At 70.4% G+C, this 13707-nt stretch carries 14 protein-coding genes and 1 pseudogene; 8 read left to right on the top strand and 7 right to left on the bottom strand.

Features of this window, described 5'->3' with window-relative positions; all coding sequences use genetic code 11:
* Both AB1285_RS24790 and AB1285_RS24785 read right to left on the bottom strand, forming a co-directional pair.
* Nucleotides 1-1487: sugar ABC transporter ATP-binding protein (locus AB1285_RS24790; protein WP_429978094.1), on the bottom strand; the 1487-nt coding region annotated here is incomplete at its 3' end.
* A gap of 178 nt (nucleotides 1488-1665) precedes the next feature.
* Nucleotides 1666-2535 (bottom strand): sugar phosphate isomerase/epimerase family protein, encoded by an 870-nt coding sequence (locus AB1285_RS24785; protein WP_292793379.1) that lies wholly within the window; start codon nucleotides 2533-2535, stop codon nucleotides 1666-1668.
* Between the two features lie 188 nt (nucleotides 2536-2723).
* On the opposite strand from AB1285_RS24785, the gene AB1285_RS24780 reads away from it, so the two are divergent.
* On the top strand, nucleotides 2724-3725 hold the full coding sequence (locus AB1285_RS24780; protein WP_370429153.1) for a LacI family DNA-binding transcriptional regulator: 1002 nt from the start codon (nucleotides 2724-2726) through the stop codon (nucleotides 3723-3725).
* A 96-nt stretch (nucleotides 3726-3821) separates the two neighbouring features.
* Here the strand turns inward: AB1285_RS24780 and AB1285_RS24775 are convergent, their stop codons facing one another.
* The 3 genes from AB1285_RS24775 to AB1285_RS24765 are packed head-to-tail and all read right to left on the bottom strand — an operon-like array spanning nucleotide 3822 to nucleotide 6517.
* Nucleotides 3822-4241, bottom strand: coding sequence for an RbsD/FucU family protein (locus tag AB1285_RS24775; RefSeq protein WP_292793385.1), 420 nt, complete (start codon nucleotides 4239-4241; stop codon nucleotides 3822-3824).
* A gap of 25 nt (nucleotides 4242-4266) precedes the next feature.
* The gene (locus tag AB1285_RS24770) at nucleotides 4267-5235 is read right to left on the bottom strand and encodes an aldo/keto reductase (RefSeq protein ID WP_370429154.1); all 969 of its coding nucleotides are present in this window, start codon (nucleotides 5233-5235) and stop codon (nucleotides 4267-4269) included.
* Nucleotides 5222-6517, bottom strand: a complete 1296-nt coding sequence (locus tag AB1285_RS24765) for an L-fuconate dehydratase (protein ID WP_370429155.1) — start codon at nucleotides 6515-6517, stop codon at nucleotides 5222-5224. Before AB1285_RS24765 ends, AB1285_RS24770 begins: the two co-directional genes overlap by 14 nt.
* Before the next feature lie 123 nt (nucleotides 6518-6640).
* Between AB1285_RS24765 and AB1285_RS24760 the strand changes: the two are divergent.
* Nucleotides 6641-7502: pseudogene (locus AB1285_RS24760) on the top strand (fumarylacetoacetate hydrolase family protein).
* The gene (locus tag AB1285_RS24755; protein ID WP_429977410.1) at nucleotides 7499-8266 is read left to right on the top strand and encodes an SDR family NAD(P)-dependent oxidoreductase; all 768 of its coding nucleotides are present in this window, start codon (nucleotides 7499-7501) and stop codon (nucleotides 8264-8266) included. Before AB1285_RS24760 ends, AB1285_RS24755 begins: the two are co-directional and overlap by 4 nt.
* A gap of 570 nt (nucleotides 8267-8836) precedes the next feature.
* Here the strand turns inward: AB1285_RS24755 and AB1285_RS24750 are convergent.
* A complete protein-coding gene (locus tag AB1285_RS24750; protein ID WP_370429157.1) occupies nucleotides 8837-9736 on the bottom strand; it encodes an amidohydrolase family protein in 900 nt (299 codons plus the stop codon).
* Between the two features lie 47 nt (nucleotides 9737-9783).
* Between AB1285_RS24750 and AB1285_RS24745 the strand changes: the two genes are divergently transcribed.
* Entirely contained in the window at nucleotides 9784-10461 is a 678-nt protein-coding gene (locus AB1285_RS24745; protein WP_187662527.1) for a FadR/GntR family transcriptional regulator, read from the top strand.
* A 4-nt stretch (nucleotides 10462-10465) separates the two neighbouring features.
* Here the strand turns inward: AB1285_RS24745 and AB1285_RS24740 are convergent, their stop codons facing one another.
* On the bottom strand, nucleotides 10466-11128 hold the full coding sequence (locus AB1285_RS24740) for a transaldolase family protein (protein ID WP_370429158.1): 663 nt from the start codon (nucleotides 11126-11128) through the stop codon (nucleotides 10466-10468).
* Nucleotides 11129-11246: 118 nt separating this feature from the next.
* Between AB1285_RS24740 and AB1285_RS24735 the strand changes: the two genes are divergently transcribed.
* The 4 genes from AB1285_RS24735 to AB1285_RS24720 all read left to right on the top strand — a co-directional run.
* Entirely contained in the window at nucleotides 11247-12209 is a 963-nt protein-coding gene (locus AB1285_RS24735; RefSeq protein WP_259954360.1) for a ribokinase, read from the top strand.
* 14 nt (nucleotides 12210-12223) lie between these two features.
* Complete coding sequence (gene rbsD / locus AB1285_RS24730) at nucleotides 12224-12628, top strand: D-ribose pyranase (protein ID WP_187662530.1); 405 nt, start codon at nucleotides 12224-12226, stop codon at nucleotides 12626-12628.
* Entirely contained in the window at nucleotides 12628-13440 is an 813-nt protein-coding gene (locus AB1285_RS24725; protein ID WP_187662531.1) for a GntR family transcriptional regulator, read from the top strand. Before rbsD ends, AB1285_RS24725 begins: the two co-directional genes overlap by 1 nt.
* A gap of 24 nt (nucleotides 13441-13464) precedes the next feature.
* On the top strand, nucleotides 13465-13707 hold a 243-nt coding region (locus AB1285_RS24720; RefSeq protein WP_429978093.1), incomplete at its 3' end, for a pyridoxal-phosphate dependent enzyme.

The following is a 13707-nucleotide window of genomic DNA, read 5'->3' as shown; positions in this document are numbered from 1 at the left end:
TGGGCTGCGAGTTGCATGATCTTCTCCTGGCTGGCTTCCTCGTTGCGGAGCGTCCCGGTGATGCGGCCGTTCGCGAACACGGCGATGCGGTTCGCGACCCGGAGGATCTCGGGGAGCTCCGACGAGATGACGATGATGGACTTGCCCGCGTCGGCGAGCTGCTGCATGAGGCGGTAGATCTCCTCCTTCGCACCGACGTCGATGCCTCGCGTCGGCTCGTCGAAGATGAGGATGTCGCAGTCGCGCATCAGCCACCGGGCGATGACGACCTTCTGCTGGTTCCCTCCGGAGAGGAGCTTGACGACCTGGTTGACCGAGGGGGTCTTGACCCGCAGCTGCTGGACGTATTCCTTGGTGCGGTTCTTCGCCTTGCTGTCGCCCATCCAGCCGATGCCGTTGGCGTAGGAGCCGAGCGACGCGAGCACGGTGTTGAAGGTGACGTCCTGCTCGAGCATGAGGCCGAGCAGCTTGCGATCCTCGGAGAGGTAGCCGACGCCGTGCTTGACCGCGTCCGCGGGCTGTGCGATGCGGACGGTGCGCCCGCCGATCGTGATCGTGCCGCCGTCGCGGTGGTCGGCGCCGATCACGGCCCGGGCGGTCTCGGTGCGGCCGGCGCCCATGAGGCCGGCGAATCCGAGGATCTCGCCCTTGTGCAGCTGGAACGACACGTCCTTGAGGAGCTTCCGCGTGGAGAGCCCCTGCACGTCGAGCACGATGGGGTCGTTGAGATGCTCCCGCGCCTGCGGACGCGTGCCCTCGTCGATCACGCGGCCGACCATCATCTCGATGATCGTCGGAATCGTGATCTCGGACTTGTCGAGTGATCCGATGTATGTGCCGTCGCGGAGCACGGTCACGCGGTCGGCGAGGCGGCGCAGCTCGTCCATGCGGTGCGAGATGTAGACGATGCCGGTGCCGCGCGCCTTGAGCTGCTCGATGAGGACGAAGAGGGTCTCGACCTCGCTGTCGGTGAGGGCCGACGTCGGCTCGTCCATGATGAGGACCTTGGCGTTGAAGGACAGCGCCTTGGCGATCTCGACCATCTGCTGCTCGGCCACCGTCAGCTCTCCCACGCGCTGGCGGGGGTCGAGGTGGATGTCCAGGCGCTGCAGCAGCTCGGCCGTCTGCCGGTTGAGCTTCCGCTCCGACAGGAACGGGCCCGTCGTGGGCTCGCGGCCGACGTAGATGTTCTGCGCGACCGTGAGGTCGGGCATCAGGTTGAGCTCCTGGTGGATGATCGTGATCCCCAGCTCCTGCGCCTGCAGCGGGCTGGTGAGCTCGACCTCCTGCCCCTCGAACGTGATCGTGCCCTCGTCCTTGGTGTAGATCCCGGAGAGGATCTTCATCAGGGTGGACTTGCCGGCACCGTTCTCACCCACGAGGACGAGCACCTCGCCGGCGCGCACCTCGAGATGCACGTCCTTCAGCGCCTGGACACCGGGGAATCCCTTGCTGATCCCCTCGACCCTCAGGATGGGTCCACTCATGCGCTCACCTGCTTCCTTGAAGGTTCTGTCGCGATTTCGGCGGACCGTTCCGCCGTAAACATCGGATCAATTCTGCGTCCTGCACCCGGGTCAGTGCAAGTTGTATCTAAATGTATCTAACGATCGGCGGCGGGGGAAGACCTGTAATAACATCTTGATCTCGAAGCACCCGCGGGCCTCAGTGGAGGCGGATGGAGTCGACCGCCACGAGCTTGTCGCGGATGTAGTCGTTCGCGTGCGCCCCGAGTTCGTCGTTGTCCGTCCAGAGGTTGCGCCAGATTCCGAGCATGCGGCTGAGGTCAGGCGCGACCACGGCCGAGGAGAACGACTCGAACACGATGGGGCCGTCGTAGCCGATGCGTCCGAGCGCCTTGAAGAACGTGTCGAAGTCGACCGTCCCGGTGCCGAGATAGCCGCGGTGGCTCTCGCCGATATGCACGTACCGCAGGGCCGGGGCCGCATCGAGCACCGGCGCGAACATATCCGACTCCTCGATGTTCATGTGGTACGTGTCCAGGTGGATGCCGAGGTTCGGACGGTCGACCTCAGCGAGGTACGCCAGCGCCTGCCGCGCGGTGTTCAGCACGTTGGTCTCGTAGCGGTTGACGACCTCGAGCGAGACGGAGACTCCCCGCTCGGCGGCGTGGTCGGCCACTCGGGCGATCGTCCGACGGCTCGAGGCGAGACCCTCGGGCGTGACCGGATCCATGTACTTCTTCATGGCGCTGTAGATCACGCCGCAGAAGTGCGTGCCCCCGAGCTCGGCGAGCACGTCGACCGCGCGGAGCAGGAGCGCCTCGCCCGCGGCCACCACGGCGGGGTCACCGCTGGTGATGTCGGTCTCGTCGGAGAGCCCGAGCGAGGCGCTGACCGCGAGTCCGTGCTCCGCGAGGGCGGCCTTCGCGGCGGCGACGTCGAACGAGAACGGATCCATCAGCGGGAACTCGATGAGGTCGAAGCCCGCCTGCTTCGTCTTCTCGACCGCGAGCCGGATGCCGTCCGCGTCGAAGGTCCCCGTCCAGACGAGTCCGTGGCAGCCGATGTTCATGAGCGCTCCTCCGGCGGGTGTCCGGCACCGTCGCCGCGCGGACTTGGCACGTTACAAGTCCGGTGTGCGAGTCACGCTACGTCGCCGTCGACCGGGGTGTCAAGAACTTTCTTGGCACGTTACAAGTCCTCCGCTAGCCTGGGCCTCATCGGGCCGCACACCGACGGCCCCACCGTCGAAGGAGACCCATGTCCGCGAGCGTGAAGGACGTCGCGGCTCTCGCGGGGGTCTCGGCATCGACCGTGTCGAACTACCTCAATCACCCGCACGTCCTCGGCGCCGCCAGCCGCGAGCGGGTGCGCGCCGCGATCGCCGAGCTCGGCTTCGTGCCGAACGAGTCGGCCCGCCAGCTCCGCGCGGGATCGAGCAAGGCCCTCGCCCTCATCCTCCTCGACGCCTGGCTGCCGTACTTCAACGACCTCTCCCGCGGCGTCGACGACGTGGCGCGGGAGGGCGGCTGGTCGCTCTTCTTCAGCGACAGCGCCCGCGACGTCGCCCGCGAGGAGCAGAACATCGACATGTTCGAGGCCCACCGGGTGCAGGGCATCATCATCTATCCGCGCGGCGATGTCGTGCCGCGGCTGGAGCAACTCGCGACCCGCGGGATCCGCTCGGTGGTCGTCGGCCCCATCCGGGATTCGCCCTCCGTCGCCGCGGTCACCTTCGACGACCGCGGCGGAGGACGGCTGGCCGGTGAGCACCTGCTGTCCCTCGGCCGACGCCGCATCCTGTTCCTCGGAGCCCCGACGGTCAGCCAATCGAACGACCGCCTCGCCGGCCTGCGCGATGCGGTGGCGGGCACGGACGTCCGCGTCTCCGTCCTCGACGTCGAGCATCTGGCGACCGAGGACGGCCTCCGCGCCGGGGCAGGCCTCGTCGAGCTCCCGGCGGACGAGCGCCCGGACGCGGTCTTCGCCGCGAACGACGGGGTGGCCCTCGGTGTGCTGACGCAGCTGCTCCGCCACGGCATCCGGGTGCCGGAGGAGATCGCCCTCGTCGGCTTCGACGACGTGGCCGCCGCACACCAGGGCGTGGTGCCGCTGACGAGCGTGCGGCAGCCCGGCTACGAGATCGGCCGCGCCGCCGGGGCCGCGCTGCTGCAACTCCTCGCCGATCCGACCGCTCCCCCGCCGGCGCCGACGCCGTTCCCGGCCGAGCTCATCGTGCGGGAGTCCACCGTCGGGCGGTGAACCCGGCGTTCACAACTCAGGAGAAGAGCGCGGCTCCGCGTCGAAACGGCCCGTCCAGCCGCTTTCACCGACGCAGCTCCTGAGTTGTGAACGGAGTCAGGCCGAGGGGTGGCCGACCACGCCCTTCCGGAGCAGTGCGTTGCCGTACTTGCGCGTCTCCCCCGTGCGCACCATGAGGTACGCCTCCTTCGCGACCTCGTAGTACGCGAAGCGCTCGACGAAGCGCGTGGTGTCGAGCTCCGTACCCGCCGCGGCCATGAGCTCGCGTTGCACATCCAGCACCTCGCCGTCGGCCGAGGTCATCAGGTCGATGCCGGGCGCGTCGTCGAGTGGCAGCACGCTGCGGATCGCGGCCACGACCTCCGGCGTCGTGGTCCCGGGAAGTTCGACCACCCGTGCGCCCAGTCCCCACGCCGGGAAGTGCGCGTCGGCGACGACCACCGCGTCGGAGTGCCCCATCCGGTCGAGATGCAGCAGCAGCTCCCCGGTCAGCAGCGGGTGGATTCCTTCGAGCACGGCGGCTCCTCTCGGTGGACGGGGGTCAGGAGGTGGGGATGAGGCCCTCGGCCGCGAGGTTCTCCCACAGGGCCGACGGGATCTCCAGGGCAGCGTACTCGGCGTTCTGCCGGAGCTGCGCCGGACGGCTGCCCCCGACGACCACCGAGCGCACCACGTCAGACTGCAGCGGGAACTGGATCGCCGCGGCCGGCAGGGGCACATCGTGATCGGCGCACACCGCGGCGATGCGCACGAGGCGGTCCCACAGCTCGTCGGGGAGCTGCCCGTACTCGTAGCGGCCATCGCGTCGCGGCTCGTTCGAGGCGAGCAGGCCGGAGTTGAACACCGACGCCGCGACGATCCCGGTCCCGGTCTCGCGGCACGCGGGCAGCACGTCGACCGCGGCGGGCTGCTCCAGCAGCGTGTACCGACCGGCCACCATCACGAGGTCGAGGTCGGCCGAACGCACCGATGCCGCGAGGGCGTCCGACACCATCGAGCCGATGCCGATCGCGGTCACCTCACCGTCGGCGCGCAACTGCTCCAGGGCGGGAAGCGCCTCGGCGAGCGCGAGGTCGAGGTCGTGCCGCTCCGGGTCGTGCAGGTAGAGGAGGTCGATGCGCTCGATGCCCAGGCGCTCGCGCGACTCCTCCAGGCTCGTCCGGATGCCGTCCGCCGAGAAGTCCCACACGCGCTGGAGGTCGTCCGGTACGTGGAAGTCGTTCGCGGTGTCGAGGCCGCCGGCGTGGTCGGGGTTCGGGCGCAGCAGCCGGCCGACCTTGGTCGAGAGCACGTACTCGTCCCGCGGCTTCGTCTGCAGGAAGGCTCCGAGTCGGCGCTCGGACAGCCCGAGGCCGTAGTGCGGAGCGGTGTCGTAGAAGCGGATGCCGCTCTCCCACGCCGCGTCCAGCACCGCCCACGCGTCGTCGTCGGACAGCTCACGGAAGAGGTTGCCGACGTTCGCGGCACCGTAGCCGAGGGTCGGGACGGTCAGGCGCTCAGGCGTGGACATGCGCACCCGTCCAGGTGTACTCCGCGATGCTGTCGGCCTTCATCTCCATGCCCGTACCCGGCGCGGTCGGAGCCATGTAGGAGCCGCCCTGGATGTCGGTCGGCACGATGAAGTGCTCGTGCAGGTGGTCGACGAACTCGATCAGGCGGCCTTCGCGAGTGCCTGAGACGGCGACGAAGTCGAACATCGACAGGTGCTGCACGGCCTCGCACAGCCCCACGCCGCCGGCATGCGGACACACCGGCACGTCGAACTTCGCCGCGAGCAGCAGGTTGGCGATGTTCTCGTTCACTCCCGCGACGCGGACGGCGTCGATCTGCATGACCGAGATCGCGTCGGCCTGCAGGAGCTGCTTGAAGATCATCCGGTTCTGCGCGTGCTCACCGGTGGCGACACGGATGGGCGCGACGCCGCGGGCGATCTCCGCGTGCCCGAGGATGTCGTCGGGGCTGGTGGGCTCCTCGATCCATGCGGGGTGGAACTCGGCGAGCGCGTTCACCCACTCGATCGCCTCGGAGACCTCCCAGCGCTGGTTCGCGTCGATCGCGATGGGGAAGTCCGGGCCGCACACTTCCCGAGCCTTCCGGAAGCGGCGGATGTCGTCGTCGAGGTCGGCGCCGACCTTGAGCTTGATCTGCGTGAATCCGTCGGCCATGGCCTCGCGGGCGAGGCGCTCGAGCTTCTCGTCGGAGTAGCCGAGCCAGCCGGGGCTGGTCGTGTAGCCCGGGTAGCCGGTGGCGAGGAGCTGCTGCTCGCGCTCGGCCCGGCCGGGCTCCGCCGTGCGCAGGATCTCCAGCGCCTCCTCGCGGGTGAGGGCGTTGGTGAGGTAGCGGAAGTCGACGAGGTCGACGAGCTCCTCCGGGGTCATCCGGGCGAGGAGCTGCCAGAGCGGCAGGCCCGCGCGCTTGGCCTTGATGTCCCACAGCGCGTTGATGACCGCGCCGATGGCCATGTGCATGACGCCCTTCTCCGGCCCGAGCCAGCGGAGCTGCGAGTCGCCGATGATCTCGCGGAACGTGCCGCCCATGTCATCGAGCAGCGGTTCGATCTCCCGCCCGACGAGGTGTCCGGCGAGCGCGTCGATGGCCGCGACCTGCACGTCGTTGCCGCGGCCGATCGTGAAGACGAAGGCGTGCCCCTCGATGCCGTCGGCGGCGTCCGTGCGGACGATGACGTACGCGGCGGAGTAGTCGGGGTCCGGGTTCATCGCGTCGGAGCCGTCGAGGCTCAGCGACGTGGGGAAGCGGATGTCGGTGGTGTCGAGGGCGACGATACGGCTCACGGGGTTCCTCTCCATGCGCGGGTCGTTCTTCCGCGCGGATCTCTTGGAGTGTAAACATCCGATGTCTATACTGTCAACGAGACCGGCCGCTGAGCAGCGGCCTCCCGAACGATCAGGAGAATCATGAAGTTCGCGCGGCTCGGCACCCCGGGGGCGGAGATCCCCGTCCTCCTGGAGGGTGACCGCTACCTCGACCTCCGCCCGGTGACATCCGATGTCAACGGCGACTTCCTTGCGGGAGACTTCGTCGCCCGCGTCGCCGCCGCCCGCGACGCCGGGGAGCTCCCCGAGCTGCCGGACGCCGCGACGATGCGCATCGGCGCCCCGATCGCCCGCCCGAGCGCGGTGATCTGCATCGGGATGAACTACGCCGCGCACAGCCGCGGAGTCGGGGTCGGAGCCGCCGACCATCCCCATCATCTTCCTTAAGACGCCCAACACGGTCGTCGGCCCCAACGACGCGGTGACGATCCCGCGCGGGAGCGAGAAGACCGACTGGGAGGTCGAGCTCGGCATCGTCATCGGCACCCGCACCGCCTACCTCGACTCCCCGGAGGAGTCGATGGCGCACGTGGCCGGCTTCGTCGCCGCGAACGACGTGTCGGAGCGCGACTTCCAGATGGCGGTGTCCGGCGGGCAGTGGTCGAAGGGCAAGATCGCCTTCGGCTTCAATCCCACGGGTCCCTGGATGGTCACCCCGGACGAGGTGGACCATCAGGCGCTCGGCCTCCGCAGCTTCGTGAACGGCGAGCCGCGGCAGGACTCGAACACGAGCGACATGATCTTCACGGTCGAGCAGATCGTGCACCACCTGTCGCAGTACGTCACGCTCGAGCCCGGTGACCTGATCCTCACCGGCACCCCGCAGGGCGTGGCCCTGTCCGGCACGTACCCCTACCTGGCCGCGGGCGACGTGGTGGAGATCGAGATCGACGGCCTCGGCCGCCAGCGCCAGGACTTCGTCGCATGGGAGGCAGAGAAGTGACCCTTCGAACTCAGGGAACCGACGCGGAAGGCCTCGTGGCCATCGTCACCGGAGGAGCCTCCGGCATCGGCGCGGCGATCGCCGACCGTCTGCATGCGGATGGGGTCACCGTCGCGGTCCTCGATCGTGACACCACGCACGCCGACGAGCGGTTCGCCGCGTTCACCGCCGACGTCTCCGACCGCGCGAGCGTGGACGCCGCCGTCGCCGCCGTCGCCGAGTGCTTCGGCCGCATCGACATCGTCGTCAACAACGCCGGCGTCGGCGCACAGGGCGACATCGCCGCGAACGACGACGACGAGTGGGCGCGCGTCCTCTCCATCAACGTCACGGGCATCGCTCGGGTGACGTCGGCGGCACTGCCGTGGCTGCGGAAGTCCCCCGCCGCCGCCGTATGCAACACGGCCTCGATCGCCTCGACCACCGGGCTCCCGCAGCGGGCGCTGTACTCCGCGTCGAAGGGGGCCGTGTCGGCGCTGACTCGCGCGATGGCCGCCGATCATCTGCGCGAGGGCATCCGCGTCAATGCGGTCAACCCCGGCACGGCGGACACGCCGTGGGTCGGACGACTGCTCGACTCCGCGGCCGACCCCGCCGCCGAGCGGGCCGCGTTGGAGGCACGACAGCCCCACGGACGACTCGTGAGCCCCGACGAGGTCGCCGCCGCGGTGGCCTACCTCGTGAGTCCCGCCGCGGGCTCCACCACGGGCACCTTCATCGAGGTCGACGGGGGGATGGCGCAGCTCCGCCTCCGCCCCGAGTGACCCGGTCTTCTCCGACGGCCCGGTGTCTCCCCGCGAGACCCCGGGCCGTCCCCGTCCCCGGGCCCTCCCGTCCCGTCCCCGTCCCCTCCCGTCCCGGTCCAGCCGGGATCAATCCCGCTCCCTCATCCCGCCCCGCACGCCCCTTCCTCATCCCGCACACGAGCACCCACGCGGGCGGGATCAGAATGGCTCCTCCACCGCGCCCAGCACGCCCCTTTCTCATCCCGCACACCGCACGCTGTCTGCGCGCCACGCGCTTTCTGCACGCCACGCGCTTTCTGCACGCCGTGCGCTTCTCGCCCGCCCCCGCCGTTCGGGATCAGAACCGCTCCCCCATCCCGTCCCGCAGGCTCCTTTCCCATCCCGCACACCGCCTCGCCGCGCGGACGGGATCAGAATCGCTCCTCGATGCGGCTGCCGCGGGTCGTTTCCCATCCGGCACGCCACGAGGCGCCCCGCCGGGACGACCGTGAGCGGCACGGCACCCCCCGTCCCGGGATCAGAAGCGGGCCTGGAAGGGGCTCCGGAGGTGGCATATTGCACCCGCCCGCGAAAGGGGGGCGGGGGGGGTTAGAGGGAGTAGACGGAGGTGGCGGTGGCGTGGAAGAGGGCGTCGTGATCGATGCCGCGGGACGTGGCCCAGGCCGCCACGGCGTCGGCCCAGCGGCTGCGTGCTGACGGCTGATACACCGGAGAGCCGTCGGCGGAAGCGCGGGGATCGTCCGGTACCGCGGGGCCGACCGCCGACACGGGCCAGTCGCTCCCCCACATCAGGCGCTCGGGACCGAAGACGTCGGCCGCCGTGTCGAGGAAGGGTTCGAGCTGCGCGAGGCTCCAGTCCCCTCCGGCCTCCGCGGGCAGTCCGGACACCTTGCAGAACACCCCGGGGTGTCGCGCCAGCTCGGCGAGGTCGCGCTCCCACTCCACGGAGGGCGTGCGCGGAGCAGAAGCCGTCCCGACCTCCGGCTTGCCGAGGTGATCGAGCACGATCCGCAGCTCGGGGATCGCGCCGGACAGTCGTGCGACGTCGGGGAGCTGCGCGGCACGCACGCACGCGTCGAAGGTCCACCCGTGCGCCGCGACCTCGCGGGCCCCGGAGATGAAGGCCGACGAGAGCATCATGCCGTCCGGCTCCCCCTGCAGCAGATGACGCACGCCGACCACGAGGGGCTCCGCGGTGAGGCTCTCCAGGTGCACCGTGGTGTCGGTGCCGCGATCGAGCCGAGCGCCGGCGACGATGCCGACCACCCCGAGTCGTTCCGCCTGCCCTGCCACCCACCGCACCTCCGCGAGGAAGTCGTCCTCGGCGGTCTCGGCCTGCACGAACACGGCCCGCTCGTCCGTGGCCCGCTCCACCCGCGCCTGCTCGAACTCGCCGGCAGCGAAGCGCCGCGCGAGCGGTCCCTCGAGCCACGTGTACCCGAGGGCCTCCGGGTCCCACAGGTGCAGGTGCGAGTCGAGGATGCGCATGCCCCCATCCTGCCGCAGACATCGGATGTTGTGCGAGGATGAGCGCCATGGCAGTGACGGACGAGGCGATCGAGAAGATCAAGGCGATGATCGTGTCGGGCGAACTGGCCCCCGGCGATCGCCTGCCCCCGGAGAAGGAGCTCTCCGAGCGCCTCGGCCTCTCCCGCAACTCGATGCGCGAAGCGGTCAAGGCGCTGGAGGTCATCCGCGTGCTCGACGTCCGTCGTGGTGACGGCACCTATGTCACGAGCCTGGAGCCGCACCTGCTGCTGGAGGCGATCGCGTTCGTCGTGGACATGCACGACGACGACTCGATGCTGGAGATGTTCGCCGTCCGCCGGATGCTCGAATCGCAGGCCACCGGGCTCGCGGCGACCCTGGGCACGGACGAGGCGATCGCGGCCCTGCAGGATGAGGTGGAGGCCGTCGACGCCTCCGTCGGCATCGAGGAGCTCGTCGACCACGACATCCGCTTCCACCGCGAGATCGTGGGCATGGCGGGCAACGCCTACCTCGCGAGCCTCATCGAGCACCTGAGCAGCCAGACGGTCCGGGCCCGGGTGTGGCGGGGGCTCACGGAGGGCGGCGCCGTGGAGCGCACCCTGTCGGAGCACCGCGCCATCGCCGACGCCATCGCCCAGCGCGACTCGGCACTGGCCACCTCCCTCGCCACGGCCCACATCGCGGGTGTCGAGCGGTGGTTGCGGCAGGCTGCCTCGGCCTGACCCGTCAGGCGCCGAGACGCTCCATCGCGGCGTCGAACTCGGCCGCCGAGTTGTCGCTGACCTCGTGGAACAGCACCTGGTCGAGCACGTCGGGCGCGGCGGTGAAGTAGGGGACGCCGGCAGCGCGCAGCCCGGTGATGTCATCGGCCGTCCGCAGCGACGCGGCGAGGACGTTGGAGGCGCTGCCCGCGCACATCTCCTGCATCCGTGCGATGAGGGCGTCGCCGTCCATGCCCGCGTCGCGCATGCGCCCGAGGTAGGGCGCGATGTACTGGGCACCGATCGAAGCGCACGTGAGCGCCTGCGCGACGGAGTAGACCGCCGTGACGAGGACCGTGGCCCCGTCACGGATGAGGGCGGAAGCGGCGGCGAACCCGGCTGCGGTCGCGGGCACCTTCACCGCGACGCGGTCGCCGAGCGCGCGGATGCCCTCCGCGTTCCGGAGGAAGGAGGCGGTGTCACCACCCCACGTCTGGAAGAACACCTCCCGGGCGCCCTCCTCGACCCAGCGGGCGTAGAGGTCGGGGATCTCCCCAGCCGTCCGCCCGCCACGCTCGAGGATCGTGGGGTTCGTCGTGACACCGTGCACGACCCCCGCGGAGAGCAGCCGCGCGACACGGTCGGTGTCGGCGCTGTCGACGTACAGGCGGGGCGCGATCGCGGTCATCGGGGTCTCCTCGCGGGCAACCTGTCGTTACAGGTGGGGCTTCGGCTAATGTAATGACAGCTCCCGAACCTTGTCAAAGACCGGGAGTCCCGCGCTGTCGAGGAGGATCAGGAGCGAGATGACACCCGCACACCCCGGCGACCGCTCCGGCGTCGTCATCGTCGGCAGCGTGACGGCCGACGTCACGACCTTCTCCCAGCGGCTCCCGGCCCGCGGCGAGACCATCCTCGGCGACGAGTTCACGCTGATGCTCGGCGGCAAGGGCGCGAACCAGGCCGTCGCGGCGGGACGCTCCGGCGCCCGCACGAGCTTCGTCGGCTGCGTCGGCGACGACCTGTTCCACGACCTCGTGGTGGACGGTCTCACCGCCGCCGGCGTCGACCTCGCGCACCTGCGCACCGTCCCGGGCCCCACCGGCATCGCGCACATCCGCGTCGACGCCTCCGCGCAGAACGACATCGTCATGGTGCCGCTCGCGAACGCCGCCCTGAGCACCGAGCAGATCGACGAGGCCCTCGCAGCGCTCGCCCCCACGACCTCGGTGCTGCTCACCCAGCTCGAGACCCCGTCCGCCCTGACCGCCCACATCACCGCCCGGGGACGCGAGCACGGCATGACCGTGATCCTCGATCCGGCACCGGCGGCGGAGCTGGCAGCGGAGATCTGGCGGAGCATCGACATCGTCACCCCGAACGAGACCGAGGCATCGCTCATCAGCGGCATCCAGGTGACCGACGCCGCTTCCGCCGAACGCGCCGGACACTGGTTCCTGGAGCAGGGTGTGGGCGCCGCGGTCATCACGCTGGCCGGACAGGGGTCGTGCGTCGTCACCGCCGAGGGCGCCACCGTCGTCCCGCCGTTCCCCGTGGAGGCCGTCGACACCACCGCCGCGGGCGACGCCTATGCCGGCTACCTCGGCGCCGCGCTCGCGAGCGGAGCGGCCCTCACCGATGCGGTGCGGCTGGCGACCGCCGCGGGCGCCCTCACCGTCACGAAGCAGGGGGCCTCGCCCAGCCTCCCCCACCGCGCCGACGTCGAGGCCTTCCTCGCCGCGCGCACCGCGGCCCCCGTCGCGAACTGAACCAGGAGCACACGATGCGCAAGACCTCGACCACGATCAACCCCGCGCTCTCCCGCGTCATCAGCGAGACCGGGCACACCGATCTGATCGTCGTGACCGATGCCGGGCTGCCGATCCCGCCGGGCGCCGAGCGCATCGACCTCGCCTACCGCCCCGGCGCCCCCGCCTTCCTCGACGTGCTCGACACGGTGCTCGCGGAGCTCGTCGTCGAGGGCGCGACGGTGTCGGCCGAGGTCGCCGAGAAGAGCCCGGAGGTGCTCGACGCCCTGCGCGAGCGCTTCGCCGATGCGGGGTTCGAGATCGAGCTGGTCCCGCACGTCGAGTTCAAGCGGCGCACGCACGCCGCCCGCGCCTTCGTGCGCTCCGGGGAGTTCACCCCGTACGCGAACGTGATCCTGCACGCGGGGGTGGCGTACTGATGTCCCTCATCGAGGACGCCATCGACCGCCACAGCGCGGCGCCCATGTACGACCAGCTCCGGCAGCTCATCATCGACGGCATCGCCCGCGACGGTCTGCAGCCGGGCGATCCTCTTCCCGGCGAGCACCGGCTGTGCGAGCGCTACGGCATCTCCCGCACGGTCGTTCGGCAGGCGTTGGCGCAGCTCGAGCACGAGGGACTCGTCGAGCGCGTGAAGGGCAAGGGCACGTTCGTCTCCCGCCCGCGCACGAGCGAGAGTCTCGTGCACACACTCGTCGGGCTGTACGACGACGTCGAGCGGCGCGGCGGCCATGTGCACAGCGACGTCCTCCGCCACGAGCAGACCGTCGCGGACGAGGAGGTCGCCCTGGCCCTGGAGGTGCCGGTCGGATCGCCGGTGATCGTGCTGGAGCGGCTGCGACACGTGGACGGCGAGCCCTGGTCGCTCTCGACCACGTGGATGCCCGAGGCGGTGGGGGCGGTGACGCTCGGCGCGGATCTCACCGAGGCGTCGCTGTACCGGCTGCTCGCCGACCACGGCATCATCGCCACGCACGGCGTCCGCTCGGCCGAGGCGACGGTCGCCACGCACGAGCAGGCTCAGCACCTCGGTGTGAGCGCCGGCTCCGCCCTCCTCCGCCTGCGCAGCATCAGCCGCAGTGAGGACGGCGTGCCGATCGAGTACTTCATCGCGTACCACCGCGGCGACCGCTCGCGCTTCGAGTTCCAGCTCCAGCAGGAGCAGTCCCAGGCGTCGTTGATGCACGTGGACGGATCGGGCGGCGCCTCCCCCGCGGGCACGGTGGGCTGACAGCGGCCCCGGTACGCTCGAGGCATGAGCGACTGGACCAGCACCGCGATCGCCCTGCTGGAAGCCGATGCCAACCGCAGCGCCGACACACACCTGCACCTGTTCCCGCTGCCGCCGGAGTGGGGCATCGACCTCTACCTCAAGGACGAGTCGGTGCACCCGACCGGCTCGCTCAAGCACCGCCTCGCGCGCTCCCTCCTCCTCTACGGGCTCGTCAACGGGCGCATCCGTGAGGACACGACCCTCGTGGAGTCCTCGAGCGGATCG

The organism is Microbacterium sp. NRRL B-14842 (genome assembly GCF_050470785.1).
The sequence above is the reverse complement of the archived record's forward strand: the minus strand, read 5'-3'. Positions and strand labels throughout refer to the sequence as shown.